Annotated in this window: 21 protein-coding genes; 13 read left to right on the top strand and 8 right to left on the bottom strand. The window is 67.6% G+C overall.

Going from position 1 to position 21,745, the window contains the following annotated elements; all coding sequences use genetic code 11:
* Window positions 1-21 precede the first annotated feature (21 nt).
* The 8 genes from tpx to BDI24065_RS27855 all read right to left on the bottom strand — a co-directional run bounded on the left by tpx (window position 22) and on the right by BDI24065_RS27855 (window position 6,747).
* Window positions 22-525 carry a thiol peroxidase gene (gene tpx / locus BDI24065_RS27890; protein ID WP_011350875.1) on the bottom strand — a complete coding sequence of 168 codons (504 nt, stop codon included), beginning with the start codon at window positions 523-525 and terminating at the stop codon, window positions 22-24.
* 73 nt (window positions 526-598) lie between these two features.
* Window positions 599-1,954, bottom strand: a complete 1,356-nt coding sequence (locus tag BDI24065_RS27885) for a zinc-ribbon and DUF3426 domain-containing protein (RefSeq protein WP_175033991.1) — start codon at window positions 1,952-1,954, stop codon at window positions 599-601.
* A gap of 45 nt (window positions 1,955-1,999) precedes the next feature.
* Window positions 2,000-2,902 carry a 50S ribosomal protein L11 methyltransferase gene (gene prmA, locus BDI24065_RS27880; protein WP_175033990.1) on the bottom strand — a complete coding sequence of 301 codons (903 nt, stop codon included), beginning with the start codon at window positions 2,900-2,902 and terminating at the stop codon, window positions 2,000-2,002.
* Window positions 2,903-2,904: 2 nt separating this feature from the next.
* Window positions 2,905-4,272, bottom strand: coding sequence for an acetyl-CoA carboxylase biotin carboxylase subunit (gene accC, locus BDI24065_RS27875; RefSeq protein WP_021161890.1), 1,368 nt, complete (start codon window positions 4,270-4,272; stop codon window positions 2,905-2,907).
* Window positions 4,273-4,356: 84 nt separating this feature from the next.
* Complete coding sequence (accB, locus tag BDI24065_RS27870) at window positions 4,357-4,830, bottom strand: acetyl-CoA carboxylase biotin carboxyl carrier protein (protein WP_175033989.1); 474 nt, start codon at window positions 4,828-4,830, stop codon at window positions 4,357-4,359.
* 66 nt (window positions 4,831-4,896) lie between these two features.
* Window positions 4,897-5,349, bottom strand: coding sequence for a type II 3-dehydroquinate dehydratase (gene aroQ, locus BDI24065_RS27865; RefSeq protein WP_058901241.1), 453 nt, complete (start codon window positions 5,347-5,349; stop codon window positions 4,897-4,899).
* Window positions 5,350-5,543: 194 nt separating this feature from the next.
* Window positions 5,544-6,095 carry a TlpA family protein disulfide reductase gene (locus BDI24065_RS27860; RefSeq protein WP_175033988.1) on the bottom strand — a complete coding sequence of 184 codons (552 nt, stop codon included), beginning with the start codon at window positions 6,093-6,095 and terminating at the stop codon, window positions 5,544-5,546.
* A gap of 7 nt (window positions 6,096-6,102) precedes the next feature.
* A complete protein-coding gene (locus BDI24065_RS27855; RefSeq protein WP_069247084.1) occupies window positions 6,103-6,747 on the bottom strand; it encodes a UDP-N-acetylmuramate--alanine ligase in 645 nt (214 codons plus the stop codon).
* 246 nt (window positions 6,748-6,993) lie between these two features.
* Between BDI24065_RS27855 and mpl the strand changes: the two genes are divergently transcribed.
* The 13 genes from mpl to araG all read left to right on the top strand — a co-directional run bounded on the left by mpl (window position 6,994) and on the right by araG (window position 21,682).
* Entirely contained in the window at window positions 6,994-8,379 is a 1,386-nt protein-coding gene (gene mpl / locus BDI24065_RS27850) for a UDP-N-acetylmuramate:L-alanyl-gamma-D-glutamyl-meso-diaminopimelate ligase (RefSeq protein WP_175033987.1), read from the top strand.
* The gene (locus BDI24065_RS27845) at window positions 8,376-8,945 is read left to right on the top strand and encodes a YqiA/YcfP family alpha/beta fold hydrolase (RefSeq protein WP_175033986.1); all 570 of its coding nucleotides are present in this window, start codon (window positions 8,376-8,378) and stop codon (window positions 8,943-8,945) included. Before mpl ends, BDI24065_RS27845 begins: the two co-directional genes overlap by 4 nt.
* An 80-nt stretch (window positions 8,946-9,025) precedes the next feature.
* The gene (locus tag BDI24065_RS27840; protein ID WP_175033985.1) at window positions 9,026-11,113 is read left to right on the top strand and encodes a ribonuclease catalytic domain-containing protein; all 2,088 of its coding nucleotides are present in this window, start codon (window positions 9,026-9,028) and stop codon (window positions 11,111-11,113) included.
* Window positions 11,110-11,976, top strand: a complete 867-nt coding sequence (gene aroE, locus BDI24065_RS27835) for a shikimate dehydrogenase (RefSeq protein ID WP_046544899.1) — start codon at window positions 11,110-11,112, stop codon at window positions 11,974-11,976. The genes BDI24065_RS27840 and aroE overlap by 4 nt, the downstream gene beginning before the upstream one ends.
* A 14-nt stretch (window positions 11,977-11,990) precedes the next feature.
* Window positions 11,991-12,728 (top strand): monofunctional biosynthetic peptidoglycan transglycosylase, encoded by a 738-nt coding sequence (gene mtgA, locus BDI24065_RS27830; RefSeq protein WP_175033984.1) that lies wholly within the window; start codon window positions 11,991-11,993, stop codon window positions 12,726-12,728.
* A 436-nt stretch (window positions 12,729-13,164) separates the two neighbouring features.
* Entirely contained in the window at window positions 13,165-14,775 is a 1,611-nt protein-coding gene (locus BDI24065_RS27825) for a S10 family peptidase (RefSeq protein ID WP_175033983.1), read from the top strand.
* An 82-nt stretch (window positions 14,776-14,857) separates the two neighbouring features.
* Complete coding sequence (locus BDI24065_RS27820) at window positions 14,858-15,256, top strand: EF-hand domain-containing protein (protein ID WP_175033982.1); 399 nt, start codon at window positions 14,858-14,860, stop codon at window positions 15,254-15,256.
* A gap of 348 nt (window positions 15,257-15,604) precedes the next feature.
* Complete coding sequence (locus BDI24065_RS27815; protein WP_175033981.1) at window positions 15,605-16,504, top strand: IclR family transcriptional regulator; 900 nt, start codon at window positions 15,605-15,607, stop codon at window positions 16,502-16,504.
* Entirely contained in the window at window positions 16,501-17,526 is a 1,026-nt protein-coding gene (locus tag BDI24065_RS27810; RefSeq protein ID WP_175033980.1) for a 2-dehydro-3-deoxygalactonokinase, read from the top strand. The genes BDI24065_RS27815 and BDI24065_RS27810 overlap by 4 nt, the downstream gene beginning before the upstream one ends.
* A 22-nt stretch (window positions 17,527-17,548) precedes the next feature.
* Complete coding sequence (locus tag BDI24065_RS27805; RefSeq protein ID WP_175033979.1) at window positions 17,549-18,226, top strand: 2-dehydro-3-deoxy-6-phosphogalactonate aldolase; 678 nt, start codon at window positions 17,549-17,551, stop codon at window positions 18,224-18,226.
* On the top strand, window positions 18,226-19,005 hold the full coding sequence (locus BDI24065_RS27800) for an SDR family oxidoreductase (protein ID WP_175034024.1): 780 nt from the start codon (window positions 18,226-18,228) through the stop codon (window positions 19,003-19,005). The genes BDI24065_RS27805 and BDI24065_RS27800 overlap by 1 nt, the downstream gene beginning before the upstream one ends.
* Window positions 19,006-19,107: 102 nt before the next feature.
* A complete protein-coding gene (locus BDI24065_RS27795; RefSeq protein WP_175033978.1) occupies window positions 19,108-20,103 on the top strand; it encodes an arabinose ABC transporter substrate-binding protein in 996 nt (331 codons plus the stop codon).
* A 67-nt stretch (window positions 20,104-20,170) separates the two neighbouring features.
* Window positions 20,171-21,682, top strand: a complete 1,512-nt coding sequence (araG, locus tag BDI24065_RS27790; protein WP_175033977.1) for an L-arabinose ABC transporter ATP-binding protein AraG — start codon at window positions 20,171-20,173, stop codon at window positions 21,680-21,682.
* Window positions 21,683-21,745: the final 63 nt, after the last annotated feature.

Genomic DNA, 21,745 nt, shown 5'->3' with positions numbered 1-21,745 from the left:
CAGGGGAAAGCGAGAGAAAGCTTACTTCAGTGCGGCGAGCGCTGCATCGTAGTTCGGCTCGTCCTTGATTTCGCCGACGAGTTCCGCGTGGATCACCTTGTCCTGCGCGTCGAGCACGACGACTGCACGCGCGGTCAGGCCGTTCAGCGGGCCGCTCGTCACGTCGACGCCGTATGCGTTCGCAAACGCGCGGCCGGTGCGGAACGTCGAAGCCGTCACGACGTTCTCGAGGCCTTCCGTCGTGCAGAAGCGCGTCGCAGCGAACGGCAGGTCGGCGGACACGACGACGACAACCGTGTTGTCGAGCGACGATGCGGCTTCGTTGAACTTGCGGGTCGACGTCGCGCAGGTCGGCGTGTCGAGGCTCGGGACGATGTTCAGCACCTTGCGCTTGCCGGCGAAGCTGGCGAGCGACAGGTCGGCGAGGTCCTTGCCGACCAGCTTGAAATCGGCGCCTTGTGCGCCGACGGCCGGGAACGTGCCGGCGAGATCGATCGGGTTGCCACCCAGCGTAACTTTGCTCATGTTCGTGCTCCGAAATAGCGCGCCGCTCGGGCGCGCGGGTTGAGACGGGCGCGCAGGCGCGCGCCGCGGCGCGTCACGGATAGAAAATCTGGACGCGGAAATTCGAGGCGGGCGTGCCGTTCGTTTCGAGGCGGACGACCATCGTCTGCGTCGCGCCGGGCGGCAGCCCGGCGTCGATCGGCGTGCCCGGGCGCACGTAGTCGCGCGGCGCGAGTACGCGGCGCACGGTCACGTGGTTGGTATCGTCGAGCAGCGTCAGCTCGAGCGACGGGTAGGCGAGTGCGACGCGGTAGCGGTTCGTCAGCGGCACCTTCAGCTCGAGCTCGCGCGGGCCGTCGAGCTGGCGCAGGTCGGTCGCATCGAGCCGCAGGCCGTCGATCGCGCGCGGCGGCGTGACCGTGCAGCCAAGCGGCGCGCAGGCCTGCCGGAACCAGCCCTGCGTGACGGGCCAGTAGATCATCACCGTCTCGCGCTGCCACCACGCGAGTTGCGCGACGAGCAGCACGGCCAGCACCGCGGCGACGAGGCCGCCGAAAAAGCCGCCGAGCATGCCGCGCTGCTGCGGCGCGCGCGTCTCGCGCGTGACGGCGAAGTGCGGACGATCGTCGTCGGTCAGCGCAGCGGGGAACGGGGCGGCCGGTGCGTTGGGGGCTGCGGCGGGCGTCTCGTCATGCCGTGCGGTGCCGGTATCGGTATCGGGCTCTTTCCTGGCTTCGGTGACGGCTGGCGCAGGTGTAAACGCAAAGCGCGGTTCGCGCGGCGCGCGTTCGTCGTCCGGCACCGCGAAGTGCGCGGTGCCGACGGGTTCGGCGGTCTCGCGAGCGGTATCTGTGTCCGACGGACGGTGAGTGACGAAGCGGGGCTCGCGCGGGTCGTACTCGACGGGCGTGGCCGATGGTTCGGTATCCTGCGGCGTTTGCGTTTGCGTCTGCATCGGCAGCGATTCGGCCGGTTGCTCGACGGCAGCGGAGGGGGGCAGCTCGGCCGGGGAGGGCGCGAACGGTGCGGGCGTACCCGACAGGTGAACGACGCCGGCGTCGGTGGACGGAAGGGCGAGCGGGATCAGCGGCTCGGTGCGCACGGTCTGCACGCTGTGCTGCAGAGACGGGTCGACGCCGGCATCGAGCCACGGCGCCCACATGTCCCAGCCTTCCGGCTTGTAATCGGTGTCGGAAGGCAACCCGGCCGGCGCTTCGGCGGCGAACAGCCGAGGCGGGGCCTGATGGTGCGCGTCGCCGTCATCCGGCGCGGCAGCCGGTTCGGTCAGGACCGGCTCGGGCTGCTGCGCGTGCTCGGGAACGAGCGACTCGGATGCGTTGAAGACTTCGTGGCAATGCCCGCAGCGCACGAGCCCTTGATGCAGCGAGAGCTGTTCCTGCTGCAGCCGGAAGACGGTTTCGCAATGAGGGCAGCGCGTCGCAAGAAGCATGTCGAGCCGGGCGGCCTGCTGGCCAGAGTGAAGGACAGCGCTATTCTAATGGCTTTCGCGTCGGGTTCCGGCGAGGCACACCCAACCTTCGTGTTCACGCCAGACCGAGATGTCGACGTAGCGTGCGTAGACGGCCGCGACTTCGTCCGCCTGGCGCGCGAGCACGCCCGACAGCGCGATGCGCCCGCCCGGCTTGACCTTCGATGCGAGCATCGACGCCATCAGCTTCAGCGGATTCGACAGGATGTTCGCGACGACGATGTCGAATTCGGCGTCCGGGCACGCATCGGGCAGCCCGTACGTGACTTCCGCACGGTTGCGTTCGCTGTTCTGCCGCGCCGATTCGACTGCCTGCGGATCGATGTCGATGCCGATCACGGGGTTCGCCCCGCATTTCTTCGCGAGGATCGCGAGAATGCCCGAGCCGCAGCCATAGTCGAGCACCGACTGGCCGGGCTTCACCGACTGCTCGAGCCATTCCATGCACAGGCGCGTGGTCGGGTGGCTGCCGGTGCCGAATGCGAGGCCGGGATCGAGTTCGAGGATGAGCGCATCGGGATCGGGCGCATCGTGCCACGACGGCACGACCCAGATCCGCTCGCCGATCGGGATCGGCTCGAACTGCGATTGCGTGAGCCGCACCCAGTCCTGTTCCTCGACTTCACGGACGGTGAACGCCGGCGCCTCGGCGATGCCGATCTCGTTCGCGGCCGCCGCGAGCAGCACGGCCGGCTCGTGATCGGCCGCAAGCAGCGCGACCACGCGCGAGTGCTGCCACGCGGTGCGGTCGGGCACGAGGCCCGGCTCGCCGAAGAGCGGCTGTTCGTCGGGCGTGTCGGCGTCGGCATCTTCGACCGACACCGACAGTGCGCCGAGTTCGAGCAGCGCGTCGGACAGCGCCTCCGCATGCTCACGGGCCAGTTCGACGACGAGTTCGCGATAGCTCATGCTTACGCTTCTTCCGGTGCGACCTGCTGCTTCTGGGCGAGCCGGTTTTCGAGGTAGTGGATGCTGGTGCCGCCTTCGACGAACTTCGAATCGATCATCAGCTCGCGGTGCAGCGGGATGTTGGTCTGGATGCCTTCGACGACCATTTCGGACAGCGCGATGCGCATCCGGCTGATTGCCTGCTCACGCGTTGCGCCGTAGGTGATCAGCTTGCCGATCATCGAATCATAGTTCGGCGGCACGAAATAGCCATTGTAGGCGTGCGAATCGACGCGCACGCCGGGGCCGCCCGGCGTATGCCACGACGTGATCCGGCCCGGCGACGGCGTGAACTTGAACGGATCTTCTGCGTTGATCCGGCATTCGATCGCATGTCCGCGGAACTGGATGTCGCGCTGGCGCAGCGTGAGCTTCTCGCCGGCTGCAATGCGGATCTGTTCCTGCACGATGTCGACGCCCGTGATCAGCTCCGATACCGGGTGCTCGACCTGCACGCGCGTGTTCATCTCGATGAAGTAGAACTCGCCGTTTTCGTACAGGAATTCGAACGTGCCCGCACCGAGGTAGCCCATCTTCTTGCACGCGTCCGCGCAGCGGTCGCCGATGCGGTCGATCAGGCGGCGCGGAATGCCGGGCGCCGGCGCTTCCTCGATCACCTTCTGGTGGCGGCGCTGCATCGAGCAATCGCGCTCGCCGAGCCAGATCGCGTTCTTGTACGCGTCGGACAGCACCTGGATTTCAATGTGGCGCGGGTTCTCGAGGAACTTCTCCATGTACACCTGCGGGTTGCCGAACGCACGGCCGGCTTCCTCGCGGGTCATGTTGACCGCGTTGACGAGCGCGGCCTCGGTGTGCACGACGCGCATCCCGCGCCCGCCACCGCCGCCTGCCGCCTTGATGATGACGGGATAGCCGATCGCGCGCGCAATCTTGACGATCTCCTTCGGATCGTCCGGCAACGCGCCTTCCGAGCCCGGCACGCACGGCACGCCGGTCTTGATCATCGTCTGCTTCGCGGTGACCTTGTCACCCATCATGCGGATCGTTTCCGGGCGCGGGCCGATGAACGTGAAGCCCGACTGCTCGACGCGCTCCGCGAAATCGGCGTTCTCCGACAGGAAGCCGTAGCCGGGGTGGATCGCCTCGGCATCGGTGACTTCCGCGGCGCTGATCAGCGCCGGCATGTTCAGGTAGCTCAGGTTCGACGGGGCCGGGCCGATACAGACGGCTTCGTCCGCGAGGCGCACGTACTTGGCTTCCTTGTCGGCTTCCGAGTAGACGACCACCGTCTTGACGCCGAGCTCGCGGCACGCACGCTGGATGCGCAGCGCGATTTCACCACGATTGGCAATGAGGATTTTTTCAAACATAGCGAGTATTCGTCTCTTCGAGGGGCGCGCGAACGGCGCCTGGCGGGCATCGGCGGCGCGCGGCCCGCAGGCCGCGCGGCGGACTTAGCCGATCACGAAAAGCGGCTGGCCGTATTCGACGGCCTGGCCGTTCTCGACGAGGATTTCCTTGACCACGCCGGCCTTGTCCGACTCGATCTCGTTGAGCAGCTTCATCGCTTCGATGATGCAGATCGTCTGGCCTTCCTTGACCGTGTCGCCCACCTGGACGAACGGGTCCGCGCCCGGCGACGGAGCGCGATAGAACGTGCCGACCATCGGCGACGTCACGACGTGGCCCTGCGGGACAGCCGGTGCGGCGGCGCCGCCCGCGGCCGGCGCAGCGGCGCCGTCGGTCGGCAGCGCAGCCGACGGAACGGGCGCGCTGACTTGCGGGACATACCCAGCCGTCGGCTGCACGTAGACCGGCGGCGCGTTCTTGACGATGCGCACCTTGCCTTCGCCTTCCGTCACTTCCAGCTCGGAGATGCCGGATTCGGAAACGAGGTCGATCAGAGTTTTCAGCTTACGAAGATCCATCGGGAATTCCCCTTTCAATACGTGAAAGCGCCGGTTAGGGGCCGGCGCTGAATCTAGATCGCGAAATCAGCCGCGCGACGTGCCTTGCAGCTTGTCCAGCGCGTACTCGAGCGCGTACAGATAACCTTTCCAGCCGAGCCCGCAGATCACGCCTTCGGCCTGGTCGGAAAAGTAGGAGTGGTGCCTGAACGCTTCGCGGCGATGCACGTTCGACAAGTGAACCTCGACGAACGGGATGCCAACGCCGGCGATCGCGTCCCGGATCGCGACGCTCGTGTGCGTGTATGCGGCCGGATTGATCAGGATGAAATCGGTCTGTTCCTCCCGCGCGGCCTGGATGCGGTCGACCAGCGCACCTTCATGGTTGCTCTGGAACGACAACAGTTCGGCGCCGGCTTCCCGGGCACGCGCGGCAAGCGCCTGATCGATCTGTGCGAGCGTGACGCGGCCGTACACCTCCGGTTCCCGGGTGCCGAGAAGGTTCAGGTTGGGGCCGTGCAGCACCAGCAATCGTGTCATGGTCGCTTCTATTTCTGCGGAATTGCGCGAACTTTAGCGCTATTTAGAGAAATTTGTCTAGTTTTGCCGAACGGCCGAGTGCGCGCGACCCGCAAGATTTACCGGCACGCATCCAAAGTATCGGCGAATTCACGCGAAATTGCGGCGATCGACGGGCAAATCGCCGCCAACGTGCGGGCTGCCGTTCGAACCGCTTACAGCGCGTCGAGCGTCTTTTTCAGCTCGGCTGGCTGGATTTGTCCCAATTTTGTCTCGCGAATCTTGCCGGTTTCGTCGATGACGACCGTAAACGGCAACGCACCGGCGGTGTTTCCGAAATTACGGGCCAGATCGGCGCCCGCATATCCGCTGACGAATACCGGGTAATCGACCTTCACCTTCTGCAGAAAGTTCTTCACGTTCTGTTCGGAATCGACGCCGATCCCGATGAAACGGATGCCCTTCTGTTTGTACTGGTGCGACAGCGCGACGAGTTCCGGCATCTCCTCGACGCACGGACCGCACCACGACGCCCAGAAATTGACGACGACCTTCTGGCCCTTGAAGGCGGACAGCGTGGCCGGCTTGCCGTCGGTGCCCGTCAGCGACGCCGCCCACAGCTGTTCGACCGGGCTGCCGTGTGCGGCAGGTGCGGCGACGGCGACGCCGTCGTCGGCGGTGCCGCGGAACCAATGGCCGGCGGAGAGCCCGCCGGCAACGGCGGCGGCCGCGACCACCGCGAGCGCCAACATGCGTTTCATCATCATCGTTGAATCATTCCGGTTCGGAAGGGGCCTTGCCTGCTTCGACGAGCGCGCGCAGCGCGGCGGCATCCGCACGGGCGACCCGGCCGCGCGCGTCGGCCTTGACCGCGCCGCGCAGGTCGTCGCTCGCATAGAGCGCGAGGTGGATGCCGATCGCATCGACGTCGCGCCGCGGGCGCCACAGGAAACTGAGCGTCTCGACGTCGGCGCGGCCCGCGAAGTGCCGCGTCTCGGATACGTCGTACTGGACGTTCTGGTTCAGCAGGTAGATCGCGACGTCCTTCGGGTTGTCGGTGAATGCCTGCAAATGGATATCCGAATGCGCGTTCGCGGTGCCGTTCAGCACGGCGCCCGTCACATAAGGATGGAACTCGGCGAGCCGGCGCATCCAGTCGAGTGCGATTTCGCGCAGGCGGCGCAGTTCGTCCGGCTGCGTGTCGCTCTGGAACAGGGCGAGGTACTCGCGCAGTTCTTCCTCGATCTGGTCGTTATCCGGCAGCCATTCGCCGGCAACGCGCGTGTCGCCCAGCAACTGGCGCGCGGCCTTGCGTTTCGCGCCGGCATAGTCCAGACCGTCCTCCGCGATCAGGCGCGCGGCGGACTGGGCGATTTCCTCGCGGACGCGCCGCGGGTCGAGAAGGGTTTTGCGAGACATGATCCGGCAATCATACTCGATCGCCGCAGCGCCCGAGCGCGGGTGCGGCGGCCTGCCGCCCGGTGCGCGGGCGCCGTTCGGGCGCAGCGTTCGGGCCGCCGGGCACCGCAGGCCGTCAGTTACAATAGTGATCTTTGTGTCGCGGCAAAAGCCGTTGGCCGGGCGCCGGCCGCACGGCCCGTCCGGCGCCCCGCACACACATCCTTTCCGAATCGACGGCGCCCGGCGGCGCGAAAGCATTCATCTATGCACATCCACATTCTTGGCATCTGCGGCACCTTCATGGGCGGTCTCGCCGTTCTCGCGCGCGAGGCGGGCCACACGGTGACGGGTTGCGACGCGGGCGTCTATCCGCCGATGAGCACGCAGCTCGAGGCGCAGGGCATCACGCTGATCGAGGGCTACGGCGCCGAGCAGATCGACCTGAAACCGGACCTGTTCGTGATCGGCAACGTCGTCACACGCGGCAATCCGCTGATGGAGGCGATCCTGGATCGCGGCCTGCCGTACGTGTCGGGTCCGCAGTGGCTCGGCGAGCACGTGCTGGCGGGCAAGTGGGTGCTCGCGGTCGCGGGCACGCACGGCAAGACCACCACGTCGTCGATGCTCGCGTGGCTGCTGGAAGACTCCGGCCTGAATCCGGGCTTCCTGATCGGCGGCGTGCCGCTGAACTTCGGCGTGTCGGCGCGGCTCACCGATTCGAGCTTCTTCGTGATCGAGGCCGACGAATACGACACGGCGTTCTTCGACAAGCGTTCGAAGTTCGTCCACTACCGGCCGCGTACCGCGGTGCTGAACAACCTTGAATTCGATCACGCCGACATCTTCCCGGATCTTGCCGCGATCGAGACGCAATTCCATCATCTCGTGCGTACCGTGCCCGGTGTTGGCCGGATCGTCACGAACGGCCGCTCGGACGCGCTCGAGCGCGTGCTGGCGCGCGGCTGCTGGAGCGAGGTCGAGCGGTTCGGCGTCGACGGCGGCTGGCAGGCGTTGCCGGCGGAGGACGGCGTGCCGGTCGACGAGCGCTTCGCGGTGTATTCGCACGCGGAGCGTGTCGGCGAAGTCGCGTGGCAGGTGCAGGGCGATCACAACCGGATGAATGCGCTCGCGGCGATCGCGGCCGCGCGCCACGTCGGCGTGCCGCCCGCGCAGGCGGCCGAATCCCTCGGGTCGTTCCGCAACGTGAAGCGCCGCATGGAAGTGCGCGGCAGCGTGGACGGCGTGACCGTCTACGACGACTTCGCGCACCATCCGACCGCGATCGAAACCACGATCGCCGGCCTTCGTGCACGCATCGGCAGCGAGAATGCCCGCATCCTCGCCGTGCTCGAGCCGCGTTCGAACACGATGAAGCTCGGCGTGATGAAGTCGCAATTGCCGGCAAGCCTGGCCGACGCCGATCTCGTGTTCGGCTACGGCGCCCCGACCGGGCGCGACGCGCTCGGCTGGAACCTGACCGAGGCGCTGGCGCCGCTGGGCGAGAAGGCGCACGCGTTCGACGACCTGCACCTGCTGGTGAAGCGCGTCGTCGAGGCCGCCCGCCCGGGCGACCACGTGCTCGTGATGAGCAACGGCGGCTTCGGCGGCGTGCACCAGAAGCTGCTCGATGCGCTCGGGAGCCGCACGTGATCCTGTATCTGCACGGCTTCCGGTCGTCGCCGGAATCGCAGAAGTCGCGCCAGCTCGCCGCGCGCATGGCCGAACTCGGCCGCACCGGCGAGTGGCGGTGCCCGTCGCTGTCGGTGTCGCCGCTCGAAGCGATCGCGGTCGCGGAAGCCGAGGTGGCCGGCGCGCGCGACGTGACCGTCATCGGCAGCTCGCTCGGCGGCTATTACGCCACGTGGCTGGCCGAAAAGCACGGCTGGAAGGCCGTGCTGCTGAATCCGGCCATCGTGCCGCAGCGCGATCTCGAGCAGCATCTGGGCGAACAGCCGCTGTACCACGGCGGCGGCACGATCGTCGTCGAGCGTCGTCACCTGCATGAGCTCGATGCGCTGCGCGTGCCGGCGATCACGCGTGCCGAACGCTACTATCTGTTCGCGGCGACCGGCGACGAAGTGCTCGATTACCGCGAGATGCTCGCGCATTATCCGGGCGCGAAAACGCGCGTGATCGAAGGCAGCGATCACGGGATCAGCGAATTTGCCGACTATGTCGACGACGTTCTCGCGTTTTGCGACGGAAAGACGTCTTAAACCGGCCATGTGCCGATCGAATTCCCATCATCATGCGGCGCCGCCGACGCGGCGCCCGGCAGTCTGAACGAGAGTACTGAGTGAACGTTTTCTTCGAGGAATCGGGCAGTTTCAAGGCGGGCAGCGTGCTGTCGCGCCAGGGCGACGCGTTTCAGGTCGAGTTGCCCGGCGGGCGGCGTGCAAAGGTGCGCGCGAAAGACGTGCTGATCGAATTCGACAAGCCGGCCGCAAGCGAACTGATGCAGGAGGCCGACACGGCCGCGCAGCAGATCGATCTGGATTTCCTGTGGGAATGCGCGCCGGCCGACGAGTTCGCGTATACCGCGCTGGCCGCGGAATACTTCGGCGCGACGTACGGCCCGGTGGAGCGCGCGGCGCTCGTGTTGCGACTGCACGGCTCGCCCGTCTACTTCCGCCGCAAGGGGCGCGGCCAGTACCAGCGCGCGCCGGAAGAGCAGCTCAAGATGGCGCTCGCGTCGCTCGAGCGCAAGCGCCAGCAGGCGCTCGTCCAGGTGCAGTATGAAGAGGAACTGAAGGCCGGCAAGCTGCCGGAAGCGTTCGCGGGCAAGGTGCTCGGGCTGCTGACGCGGCCGGACAAGAACGCGATCGAATACAAGGCGATGGAAGCGGCGGCCGGTGCGCGCGGCGTGTCGCCGGCGCGGCTGATGCTCGACTGCGGCGGCATCGCGTCGCCGCGTGCGCTGCACGAGGCGCGTTTCCTCGCGGAATTCTTCCCGCACGGCACGGGCTTTCCGGCCGTCGCGGTCGGCGCGCTGCCGGACGACCTGCCGCGCGCGGACGTCCAGGCGTTCTCGATCGACGACATCACGACGACCGAAATCGACGACGCGTTCTCGGTCGAGCACCTGGCCGACGGCCGTGTGCGGATCGGCGTGCACATCGCGGCGCCGGCGCTCGGGATCGTGCGTGGCGACGCGGTCGATGCGATCGCGCGCACGCGCCTGTCGACCGTCTACATGCCGGGCGACAAGATCACGATGCTGCCGGACGACGTCGTCGACGTGTTCACGCTGAAAGAGGGTGATTACCGCCCGGCGCTGTCGCTGTACATCATCGTCAATCGCGAAACGCAGGAGATCGTCGCGAACGAGACGCGCGCCGAGCTCGTGTTCGTGAAGAACAACCTGCGGCACAACCACCTCGACGAGCTCGTCAACGAAGAGACGCTCGCGGCCGGCACCGGCGACTATCCGCACAAGGACGACATCGCCGTGCTGTGGCCGCTCGCGCAGGCGCTGTTCGAGAAGCGCCAGGTCGCGCGCGCGGGCTACGGCCTGAAGCGCGAGGTGCAGCGCAACACCGACTACAACTTCTACGTCGAAGGCGAGCACGTGTCGATCACGCCGCGCCGTCGCGGGTCGCCGCTCGACCTGATCGTGTCGGAGCTCGCGATCCTCGCGAACTCGACCTGGGGCGCATTCCTGCACGACCACACGGTGCCGGGCATCTACCGCTCGCAGCGCGGCTTCGGCGCGCCGGGCCCGAAGCGCACGCGGATGCAGACGACGGCCGCGCCGCACGAAGGCCTCGGCGTCGCGCAGTACGCGTGGAGCACGTCGCCGCTGCGCCGCTACGTCGACCTCGTGAACCAGTGGCAACTGCTCGCGTGCGTGCAGCATGGCGTCACCGCGAAGCTCGCCGCACCGTTCAAGCCGAAGGACGCCGACCTGTACGCAGTCGTGCAGGGCTTCGACGACACCTATACGGCCTACGCCGACTACCAGCGCCGGATGGAATATTTCTGGTGCCTGCGCTGGCTTGCGCAGGAGCAGAAGAAGCAGGTGGTCGCGAGCGTCGTGAAGGGCGATCTCGTGCGCCTCGAGGAAATTCCGCTGCTGCTGCACGTGCCGGGGCTCGGCGTGCATGCGCGCGGCACGCGCGTGCTGCTCGACGTGATGTCGCTCGACGAATTGACGATCGAGGCGTCGGTGCGGTTGCTGAACGTGCTCGACGCGCCGACCGTGACGAGCGGCGATGCGGCCGAGGAAGAGGATGACGCCGAAGGCGGTGAAGACACGCTGATCGACGCCGAAGACGCGACGGCCGAAACCGAAGCCGAAGCGCTGGCGGAAGCGGACGGCGCGGCAGCCGGGGATGGCGGCGAAGCCGCGAGCGGCAACGCCGGCGAAGAGGGGCGCGCATCATGACCGCGGTTGCGTCGACGAGCGGCGCCGACCGCTATGTCGTGTTCGGCAACCCGGTGGCGCACAGCAAGTCGCCGTTCATCCACGCGCAGTTCGCGGCACAGACGGGCGAGCCGGTCGAATACACGCACCGGCTCGCGCCGGTCGACGGTTTCGACGCGGCCGTGCGCGCGTTCGTTGCCGAAGGCGGTCGCGGTGCGAACGTGACGGTGCCGTTCAAGCTCGAAGCGCATGCGCTCGCCGACACGCTGTCGCCGCGCGCGGCAGCGGCGGGTGCCGTGAACACGCTGCGCATCGATGCCGATGGCCGGATCCACGGCGACAACACCGACGGTGTCGGCCTCGTGCGCGACATCGAAGCGAATCTCGGCGTGTCGCTGGCGGGCGCGCGCATCCTGTTGCTCGGCGCGGGTGGCGCGGCGCGCGGCGTCGTGCTGCCGCTGCTCGATCGTGCGCCGCTGTCGATCACGATCGTGAACCGCACCGCGAGCAAGGCCGAGGCGCTCGTCGGCCAGTTCATGCAGGCCGCGCACGATGCGGGCTGCACGCTCGCGGGTGGCGGCCCCGACGTCGTGCGCGCGGAGCCGTACGACGTGGTGATCAATGCGACGGCCGGCAGCCTCGATGCCGCGCTGCCGGAGTGCGATGCGGCGGCGTTCGGCGCGGGCACGCTCGCGTACGACATGATGTACGGCGCGCAGCCGACGGTGTTCATGCAGCATGCGGCGTCGCTCGGCGCGCGCACGGCCGACGGGCTCGGGATGCTCGTCGAGCAGGCGGCCGAGTCGTTCTTCATCTGGCGCGGCGTGCGGCCTGACGGCGCACCGGTGCTGGCCGCGCTGCGCCAGGCGCTCGCGGCGAGCTGAGCGGAGCGCGGCACGTGGTGGCGGTGAGCGGCACGCAGCACACGCGGACGGTGAGCCCGACCCGCTGGATCGTCTATGCGGGATCGGTGTTCGCGGGTGCGTGGCTCGCGACGCAACTGTTCTATCTCGCGCAGATCGCGCTGTGGTCGTTCGTGAACCCGGGCTCGACCGCGTTCATGCGCACCGACGCGTGGTGGCTGTCGCGCGATAAGCCGCCCGCGCAGATTCAACACCAGTGGGTGCCGTACGACCAGATCTCGCGCAACCTGAAGCGCGCGCTGATCGCGTCGGAAGATTCGACTTTCGCGACCAACAACGGCTACGACGTCGACGCGATCCTGCAGGCGTGGGAGAAGAACAAGGCGCGCGGCCGGATCGTCGCGGGCGGCTCGACGATCACGCAGCAGCTCGCGCGCAACCTGTTCCTGTCGCGCGAGAAGAGCTACATCCGCAAGGGGCAGGAGCTCATCATCACGTGGATGCTCGAAACGGTGCTCGACAAGGAGCGGATCTTCGAGATCTACCTGAATTCCGTCGAATGGGGGCGCGGCGTGTACGGCGCCGAAGCGGCCGCCCGCTATTACTACAAGATTCCCGCGAGCCGGCTCGGCGCATGGCAGTCCGCGCGTCTCGCGGTGATGCTGCCGAAGCCGCGCTGGTTCGACGCGCACCGCGGCTCGGCGTACCAGGCGCAGCGCGCGGCAGTCATTGCCCGCCGGATGGGGGCAGCCGAGCTGCCGCAATCGGAGTGAGCGGCGCGTTCGCGCCGTCGCATTGACCGTTTCTCCGCCCGTGCGCCATGCGCGGATCGTTTGTGCGCTGCAGCGCATTCATGTCGCGCGCATTTCGGGCCACATCCTTTAGACGAATTCGTCTATTTCGTTTTGCTGAGTAATACCGGACGCCGTGCGATTTTGTGGGCTGATATGGCACGAAATTCGCGAATTTTTAGCATCCCCGGCTAAACGAGAAAGTCCGTGAAAGGTACGTGAAATGCAACGTTTCGCGAACCGAAGTATTCCTGAAAGGTGTGCACCGCACCTGTCCTCAGCCAAATATTTCAAAATTTTTCAAAGCTGACGGGCTCGCGTATATTGGCCAGCGCCTCGGCTTATCGGCCGCAATCGAGGCGGGGGGTGGCTTATCCGGCTGCTCGACACAAAAACATCCGAGAGAAGGAAAGCAACGATGCCAGCAAGCAAAGCGAAGCTGTTGTTGGGAGTGGTGTTTTCTTCGCTGATTCTGACGGCCTGCAACGACGACGTGACATCGTCCGCTGCTGCCAGCGCCGACAACTCAGCCGATCCCGCCAGTCAGGTGGACAGGGCGTACAACGATCCGAACAGTTATTCGTCGAGCGCGAACGCGTCGCTCGACGCCTCCGCCGCGGTTGAAAAGGCCGCCGTCACGCATCACCAGATCACACTCAACGGCAAGACGATCCGCTACACGGCTACGGCCGGCCACCTCGTCGCGCGCAATCCGCAGACCGGCGCGCCCGAAGCATCGTTCTTCTATGTCGCCTATACGGCCGACAACCAGCCCGCGGCGAAGCGGCCCGTCACGTTCCTGTACAACGGCGGCCCCGGCTCGGCATCGGTGTGGCTGCACCTCGGCTCGTTCGGCCCGCGCCGGATCCAAACGGGCGACCCGAACGCGAACACGTCGACGTTCCCGTTCGTCGACAACCAGGAAAGCCTGCTCGACACGACCGACCTCGTATTCGTCGATGCGATCGGCACCGGCTTCTCCGAAGCGGTCGCGCCGAACACGAACCAGACGTTCTGGGGCGTCGATCAGGACGGCGGCGCGTTCCGCGATTTCGTGACGCGCTACCTGACCGTGAACCAGCGCAACGATTCGCCGAAATACCTGTTCGGCGAGTCATACGGCACGCCGCGCACCGACGTGCTCGCGAACCTGCTCGAGACGGCCGGCGTGAAGCTCGACGGCATCGTGCTGCAGTCGTCGATCCTGAACTACAACGTGAACTGCGACATGGCGAGCGACTACATCGGCAACTCGAACAACGGGTCGAGCCCGGTGAGTTGCGCGGGCTTCGTGCCGTCGTATGGCACCGTCGGCGCGTACTACCAGCTCGACAACCCGAACCCGTCGAGCCTGCCGCAGTATGCGGACCAGATGCGCCTGCTGACGGCCGGCAGCTACGCGCCTGCCGTGAACGCGTACCTGGCGAGCCATACGCCGCCGCCGCCGACCCTCGTCACGACGATGGTGAATTCGACCGGCGTGAAGCAGTCGCTGTGGAATGCGAACTTCAACGTGATCCCGACCTTCTTCGACAACAGCTTCCAGCTGTCGCTGATCCCGGGCACGCTGATCGGCCGCTACGACGCACGCGTGAACGTGCCGGTGTCGAGCCCGCTGGCATCCGGCGGCGACCCGTCGAGCACGTACATCACGCAGCCGTTCACCGACACGATCGGCAAGTACCTGCCGAACGAGCTGAAGTACACCGCGCAGTCGGCGTATTCGTTGAGCAGCAATGCGATCAACACGTGGGACTGGACGCACGACGGCCTAGCGATGCCCGACACGATCCCCGATCTCGCCGCGGCGCTGTCGCTGAATCCGCAACTGAAGGTGTTGTCGCTGAACGGGTATCACGACATCGCGACGCCGTTCTACCAGACCGAGCTCGACCTCGCGCGGCTCGGGACGCAACCGAACCTGACGATCAAGGACTATCAGGGCGGACACATGGTCTATCTCGACGATACGTCGCGTCCGCAGGAGAAAGCCGACCTCGTGACCTTCTACAACGCGGCCGCGCACTGATGCGATGCGCAAGGCAGGCGACGCGCGCCCGCGGTGGCGCCGCGCCTGCCGTCGACGACCTCATTCCAGACTGGAGCCTGATATGAAGAATCGTTTCATCGTCGTTGCCGCGGCGCTCGCCTGTGTCGGCGCCGCAGCATCCGTATCCGCATTCGCGCAGGCGAGCGACGCCGCCGCACCGGCGCGCGCGCGCCAGGCGCAGCTCGGCGATCCATACGTGCCGCCGGCCGCGCGCAAGCCGACCGCCGGCACGCGGACGACGGGCGCCGCGCTGCATGCGCAGGTGGTGCGCAAGCTCGCGCGGCAGTTCAGCGCGGCCGACTCGCAGAACACGGGTTCGATCACCGAGTCGCAGGCACGCGCGGCCGGCCTCGGCTATGTCGCGAACCACTTCCGGCAGATCGACTCGGGTGGCAACGGCCGCGTGTCGTTCGCGGACGTGCAGCGCTACATGCAGGCACGCAGTACGAGCCAGCAGTAAGCGCCGCACGCGGTAAGCAAACGGGGGCGGAACCTGCGACACGGCGGGTTCCGCCCCCTTGCGCATGGCGCCGCCGTGACGTCATGCATGCGGCGGATTCGTGTCGAATCTCATTATCTGGGCAACGCATTCAAATATTGGAGACGAGTGCGTGCGCTCCTACAATCCGAAGCACATCGACAGCTTCGGACCCACGCATCGCGCGGCGCCCGACGCATACGGAGACACCTTCCATGAAGTTCGCCGGGCGCTTTACTCGGTGCATCGACCGCCGCCTCGTCGCGATACCGGACGCCGTTCCGGCGTCGTGCGAACGGCTTCACCGGTTCCGTTGAAGAAGCCCGCCCCATGACCAAGATGCCCGACACACTTGCCCTCGACGCCCGGCGTGCGACGCCGGACGATGCGTCGCTGACCGACAGCATCGGCGCGACCAGCACGCCGCTCGATCTCGCTGCGCAGCAGGCCGGCACGCAGACGTTGCTGCGCGGTCTTGCGATCCTCGAAGCGATTGCGAACGGCGCGCGCGACATGCGCGCGATCGGCGCCGCGCTCGGCACGACGCGCAGCACCACGCACCGCCTCGTCAGCAGTCTCGTGCAGGCGCGCTACCTGCGCCAGGTGCAGGGCGGCTACCTGCTCGGCCCGAAGCTGATCGAACTCGGTACGATCGCGCTCGAGCAGATGCCGCTCACCGCGGTGGCGCGCCCGCACCTCGAGGCGCTCGCGGAAGCGACGCTCGACACGATCCATCTCGGCGTGCGCGACGGCGACGACGTGCTGTACATCGACAAGATTCCCGGCACGCGCGGCCTCGAAATGCGCTCGCGCGTCGGCCACCGGATGCCGCTCGCATCGACCGGCATCGGCAAGGCGATGATGCTCGACACCGATCCCGACATGTGGCGCTCGCTGTTCGAGGCCGCCCGGCGTGCGCTCGCCGGCGTCAATTTCAAGCCGGACAACCGGCCCGAGACGAGCGCGTTCCTGCAGCGCATGGCGCATTACGCGGCCGGCGGCTACACGTTCGATCTCGAGGAGAACGAGGCGTCGATCCGCTGCGTGGCCGCGCCGATCCGCGACGCGTCGGGCGCGATCGTTGCGGCCGTGTCGGTGGCGAGCACGATTCCGTACATGCCGCACGACCGGATGGACGAACTGATTCCGCTCGTGCAGCGCGAAGCGCGAGCCATTTCCGCGGAACTGGGCTGGAGCCCGCCGCAGGGTACCCGCAGGATCAAACGATGACGACTTCGACCCGGCCCGTTCCGGATGCCAGCTCCGCCACCCCGTCGCTGATCGCGCTCGACTGGGGCACGACGTCGCTGCGCGCTTACCTGTATGACGCGCACGGCGCGCTTATCGACACGCGCAGCCGCGCGGCGGGCGTGATGCATGTGCCCGGCGGCGGTGCGCGCGCGTTCGACGCGGTGTTCGAGGAAGCGTGCGGCGACTGGCTCGACCGCACGCCCGGCCTGCCGGTGCTCGCCGCCGGCATGGTCGGCAGCGCGCAGGGCTGGCGCGAGGCGCCGTACGTCGCGGTGCCGGCCGGTGCCGATGCACTCGTCAAGGGCCTCATCACGGTGACGACGTCGCGCGGCACGACGATCTCGATCGTCCCGGGCGTCATCGCCACGGGCGAATTGCCCGACGTGATGCGCGGCGAAGAAACGCAGATATTCGGTGCACTCGCGAGCGATCCCATGCTTGGCGCAGATCGTTCAGGGGTACTGATCGGCTTGCCGGGAACGCATGCGAAATGGGCGTGGGTGAGGGACGGGCTGATCGAGCGCTTCCAGACCTTCATGACGGGCGAGCTGTTCGCGGTGCTGCGCGACCACACGATCCTTGGCCGCACGATGCGCGCCGGCGCGTCGCCCGATCGCGCGGCATTCGTGCGCGGCGTCTCGGTCGCCCGTGGCGCGCAGCACACGGGGCTGCTCGCGACGATCTTCAGCACGCGCACGCTCGGCCTGACCGACCGGCTCGCGCCCGATGCGCAGGGCGACTACCTGTCCGGCCTGCTGATCGGCCATGAGCTCAATGCGCTCGACGCGATGCTCGCGGAGCGCGGCATCGCGCTCGCGGACCAGGCGCTGCTGCTGATCGGCGATGACGGCCTGTGCGCGCGCTACGCCGATGCGCTCCAGGAATTCGGCCACCGGCACGCGCGCGTCGTCGCGCATGCGACCGAGCGCGGCCTGTGGCGGATCGCGTCGCGCGCCGGGCTCGTGCGCGCAGACGGCGAGCCCGTCTGCGCCGACCAATGAACTGTTTGCAGAGGAACCTTCGATGCCGTCCGACCTGACCTTGCCCGCGCCGTACACGCCCCATGCCGCGCTGATGCGTGCATTCGACGCGTGCCCGCTGATCGCGATCATGCGCGGGATCACGCCCGCCGAAGCGGCCGACCACGGCCATGCGCTCTATGAAGCGGGCTTCCGGATCGTCGAGGTGCCGCTCAACTCGCCCGATCCGTTCGACAGCATCGCGGCGCTGCGGCGTGCGCTGCCCGACGATGCGATCGTCGGCGCCGGGACCGTGCTGCGCGCCGAATATGTCGACCGCGTGCAGGACGCGGGCGGCGCGCTGATCGTGATGCCGCACAGCGACGCGGCCGTGATCCGCCGCGCACGCGAGCGCGGCCTCGCGAGCGCGCCGGGCGTCGCGACGCCGACCGAAGCGTTCGCGGCGCTCGCGAATGGCGCCGACGTGCTGAAGATGTTCCCGGCCGAGCAGCTCGGCGTGCCGGTCGTGAAGGCGTGGCGCGCGGTGATCGACCGCGCGGTGCCGCTGATCCCGGTCGGCGGCATCTCGCCCGACAACATGGAGCCGTTCCTCAGCGCGGGCGCGAACGGTTTCGGGCTCGGCTCGGCGCTGTACCGCCCCGGCCAGTCGGCCGACGCGACCGCGGCGAACGCACGCGCGTTCCAGGCCGGCTTGCGCGTCGCACGCGGCGGAGCGGCATGATGGGCCGCCTCGCGGACAAGGTCGCGATGGTGACGGGCGCGGGCCGGGGTATCGGCGCCGCGATCGCCCGCGCGTTCGTTCGCGAGGGCGCGGCCGTCGCGCTCGTCGATCTCGACTTCCCGCAGGCGCAGCGCACGGCCGCCGGGATTGCACGTGAGATCGCCGGCGCGCGCGTGCTGCCGCTGCAGGCGGATGTCGCACGGCAGGATGCGGTGCGCGAGGCCCTTGCGCAGACCGAGGCCGCATTCGGCCCGCTCGACGTGCTCGTGAACAACGCAGGCATCAACGTGTTCGCCGATCCGCTGACGATGACCGACGACGACTGGCGCCGCTGCTTCGCGGTCGACCTCGACGGCGTGTGGCATGGCTGCCGCGCGGCGCTGGAGGGGATGGTCGAACGCGGCCGCGGCAGCATCGTGAACATCGCGTCGACCCACGCGTTCAGGATCATCCCGGGCTGCTTTCCGTACCCGGTCGCGAAGCATGGCGTGCTGGGCCTCACACGTGCGCTCGGCATCGAATACGCGGCGCGCAACGTGCGAGTGAACGCGATCGCGCCGGGCTACATCGAGACGCAGCTCACGCGCGACTGGTGGGACGCGCAACCCGACCCGGCTGCCGCACGCGCCGAGACGCTCGCGCTGCAGCCGATGAAGCGGATCGGCCGGCCCGAGGAGGTCGCGATGACGGCCGTGTTCCTGGCGTCCGACGAGGCGCCGTTCATCAATGCCGCGTGCATCACCGTCGATGGCGGGCGCGCGGCGCTGTATCACGACTGACGCAACGATTCGAAAGACCGCACGTGCGACGGCCGCGCGCACGCTGCGTCGAAACCAACAAGCGGCTGCATCCTGTTCGATGAAGACAAGGAGACACTGGAGATGAAACGCAGAACGTTCGTAACGCTGGCCGCCGCGGCAGCGGTGGTGATCGGGAGCCCGGTCGTGCACGCGGCCGATCCGGTCAAGATCGGCTTCCTCGTGAAGCAGCCGGAAGAGCCGTGGTTCCAGGACGAGTGGAAGTTCGCCGAGATGGCGGCGAAGCAAAAAGGCTTCACGCTCGTGAAGATCGGCGCGCCGTCCGGTGAAAAGGTGATGAGCGCGATCGACAACCTGTCCGCGCAGAAGGCGCAGGGCTTCATCATCTGCACGCCCGACGTGAAGCTCGGGCCGGGCATCGTCGCGAAGGCGAAGTCGCACAACCTGAAGATGATGACGGTGGACGACCGCCTCGTCGACGGCGCGGGCAAGCCGATCGAAGCGGTGCCGCACATGGGGATCTCCGCGTACAACATCGGCAAGCAGGTCGGCGACGGCATCGCGGCCGAGATCAAGAAGCGCGGCTGGGACATGAAGGACGTCGGCGCGATCGACATCACCTACGAGCAACTGCCGACCGCGCACGACCGCACGAGCGGCGCGACCGACGCGCTGGTGGCCGCCGGCTTCCCGAAGGCGAACGTGATCGCGGCGCCGCAGGCGAAGACCGACACGGAAAACGCGTTCAACGCGGCGAACATCGCGCTCACGAAGAACCCGCAGTTCAAGCACTGGGTCGCGTACGGCCTGAACGACGAGGCCGTGCTCGGCGCGGTGCGCGCGGCCGAAGGGCGCGGCTTCAAGGCGGACAACATGATCGGCATCGGCATCGGCGGCTCCGATTCGGCGCTGAACGAGTTCAAGAAGCCGCAGCCGACCGGCTTTTACGGCACCGTGATCATCAGCCCGAAGCGCCACGGCGAGGAAACCTCGGACCTGATGTACACGTGGATCACGCAGGGCAAGGCACCGCCGCCGCTGACGCTGACGACGGGCATGCTCGCGACGCGCGACAACGTGTCGAAGGTGCGCGAGGAGATGGGGCTCGCATCGAAGTAAGCGGCCCGCCGGCTGCCGCGGCGATGCGGCGGCCGGCGGTCGATCGATCCGGAAGTGGGGAGACGACGTGTCAGCGGCACTGCGTTTTGACAATATCGGCAAGGTCTTTCCTGGCGTGCGCGCACTCGACGGCATCTCGTTCGACGTGCACGCGGGGGAGGTGCATGGCCTGATGGGCGAGAACGGCGCGGGCAAGTCGACGCTGCTGAAGATTCTCGGCGGTGAATACCAGCCCGATGCGGGCAGCGTGCTGGTCGACGGCCAGCCTGTGCAGTTCGCGAGTGCGGCCGCGTCGATCGCGGCCGGCATCGCGGTGATTCACCAGGAGTTGCAGTACGTACCCGACCTGACGGTCGCGGAAAACCTGCTGCTTGGCCGCCTGCCGAATGCGTTCGGCTGGGTGAGGAAGCGCGAGGCGAAGCGCTTCGTGCGCGAGCGGCTCGCCGCGATGGGCGTCGACCTCGATCCCGACGCGAAACTCGGGCGGTTGTCGATCGCGCAGCGGCAGATGGTCGAGATCTGCAAGGCGCTGATGCGCAATGCGCGCGTGATCGCGCTCGACGAGCCGACGAGTTCGCTGTCGCATCGCGAGACCGAAGTGCTGTTCAAGCTCGTCGACGACCTGCGTGCGCAGGGTCGCGCGCTGATCTACATCTCGCACCGGATGGACGAGATCTACCGGCTGTGCGATGCGTGCACGATCTTCCGCGACGGGCGCAAGATCGCGTCGCACGCATCGCTGGCCGACGTGCCGCGCGAACGGCTCGTCGCCGAGATGGTCGGGCGCGAGATTTCGGATATCTACCATTACGCGCCGCGCGCGCTCGGCGACGTGCGCTTCGCCGCCGAAGGCATCGACGGCCCGGCATTGCGCGAACCCGCGAGCTTCTCGGTGCGCGCGGGCGAGATCGTCGGCTTCTTCGGGCTCGTCGGCGCGGGACGCAGCGAGCTGATGCGGCTCGTGTACGGCGCGGATCGCCGGCGCGCGGGCGTGCTGACGCTCGACGGCGCGCGCATCGACGTGAAGCGCACCGGCGACGCGATCCGCCACGGCATCGTGCTGTGCCCCGAGGATCGCAAGGAAGAGGGGATCATCGCGATCGCGTCGGTCGCGGAGAACATCAACATCAGCTGCCGCCGCCATTCGCTGCGCGCGGGGCTGTTCATCAATCGCAAGGCCGAAAGCGAAACGGCGGACCGCTTCATCCAGCGACTCAAGATCAAGACGCCGAACCGGCGCCAGAAGATCCGCTTCCTGTCGGGCGGCAACCAGCAGAAGGCGATCCTGTCGCGCTGGCTTGCGGAGCCCGACCTGAAGGTCGTGATCCTCGACGAGCCGACGCGCGGGATCGACGTCGGCGCGAAGCACGAGATCTACGACGTGATCTACCGGCTCGCGGAGCGCGGCTGCGCGATCGTGATGGTGTCGTCGGAACTGCCGGAAGTGCTCGGTGTGTCCGACCGCATCGTCGTGATGCGCGAAGGCCGGATCGCGGGCGAGCTGCCGCGCGAACAGGCGAACGAGCACGCGGTGCTGAGCCTGGCGCTGCCGCAGACGAGCGCCGTCGAGGCGGCCTGACGCAGGACACGACAATCGAATCGGACACGCGCGGCGCGGGCCGCGTGATGCAGGAGCAGGAGA

The organism is Burkholderia lata (genome assembly GCF_902499025.1).
Taxonomy (GTDB): Bacteria; Pseudomonadota; Gammaproteobacteria; order Burkholderiales; family Burkholderiaceae; genus Burkholderia; species Burkholderia lata_C.
Note: the sequence above shows the minus strand (reverse complement) of the source record. Positions and strands in the feature narration are given on the sequence as shown.

Excerpts from the sequence above, each read along its gene's own strand:
- tpx (WP_011350875.1), bottom strand. The coding sequence starts at position 525 with ATGAGCAAAGTTACGCTGGGTGGCAACCCGATCGATCTCGCCGGCACG.
- BDI24065_RS27885 (WP_175033991.1), bottom strand. The coding sequence starts at position 1,954 with ATGCTTCTTGCGACGCGCTGCCCTCATTGCGAAACCGTCTTCCGGCTG.
- prmA (WP_175033990.1), bottom strand. The coding sequence starts at position 2,902 with ATGAGCTATCGCGAACTCGTCGTCGAACTGGCCCGTGAGCATGCGGAG.
- accC (WP_021161890.1), bottom strand. The coding sequence starts at position 4,272 with ATGTTTGAAAAAATCCTCATTGCCAATCGTGGTGAAATCGCGCTGCGC.
- accB (WP_175033989.1), bottom strand. The coding sequence starts at position 4,830 with ATGGATCTTCGTAAGCTGAAAACTCTGATCGACCTCGTTTCCGAATCC.
- aroQ (WP_058901241.1), bottom strand. The coding sequence starts at position 5,349 with ATGACACGATTGCTGGTGCTGCACGGCCCCAACCTGAACCTTCTCGGC.
- BDI24065_RS27860 (WP_175033988.1), bottom strand. The coding sequence starts at position 6,095 with ATGATGATGAAACGCATGTTGGCGCTCGCGGTGGTCGCGGCCGCCGCC.
- BDI24065_RS27855 (WP_069247084.1), bottom strand. The coding sequence starts at position 6,747 with ATGTCTCGCAAAACCCTTCTCGACCCGCGGCGCGTCCGCGAGGAAATC.
- mpl (WP_175033987.1), top strand. The coding sequence starts at position 6,994 with ATGCACATCCACATTCTTGGCATCTGCGGCACCTTCATGGGCGGTCTC.
- aroE (WP_046544899.1), top strand. The coding sequence starts at position 11,110 with ATGACCGCGGTTGCGTCGACGAGCGGCGCCGACCGCTATGTCGTGTTC.
- BDI24065_RS27825 (WP_175033983.1), top strand. The coding sequence starts at position 13,165 with ATGCCAGCAAGCAAAGCGAAGCTGTTGTTGGGAGTGGTGTTTTCTTCG.
- BDI24065_RS27820 (WP_175033982.1), top strand. The coding sequence starts at position 14,858 with ATGAAGAATCGTTTCATCGTCGTTGCCGCGGCGCTCGCCTGTGTCGGC.
- BDI24065_RS27815 (WP_175033981.1), top strand. The coding sequence starts at position 15,605 with ATGACCAAGATGCCCGACACACTTGCCCTCGACGCCCGGCGTGCGACG.
- BDI24065_RS27810 (WP_175033980.1), top strand. The coding sequence starts at position 16,501 with ATGACGACTTCGACCCGGCCCGTTCCGGATGCCAGCTCCGCCACCCCG.
- BDI24065_RS27805 (WP_175033979.1), top strand. The coding sequence starts at position 17,549 with ATGCCGTCCGACCTGACCTTGCCCGCGCCGTACACGCCCCATGCCGCG.
- BDI24065_RS27800 (WP_175034024.1), top strand. The coding sequence starts at position 18,226 with ATGGGCCGCCTCGCGGACAAGGTCGCGATGGTGACGGGCGCGGGCCGG.
- BDI24065_RS27795 (WP_175033978.1), top strand. The coding sequence starts at position 19,108 with ATGAAACGCAGAACGTTCGTAACGCTGGCCGCCGCGGCAGCGGTGGTG.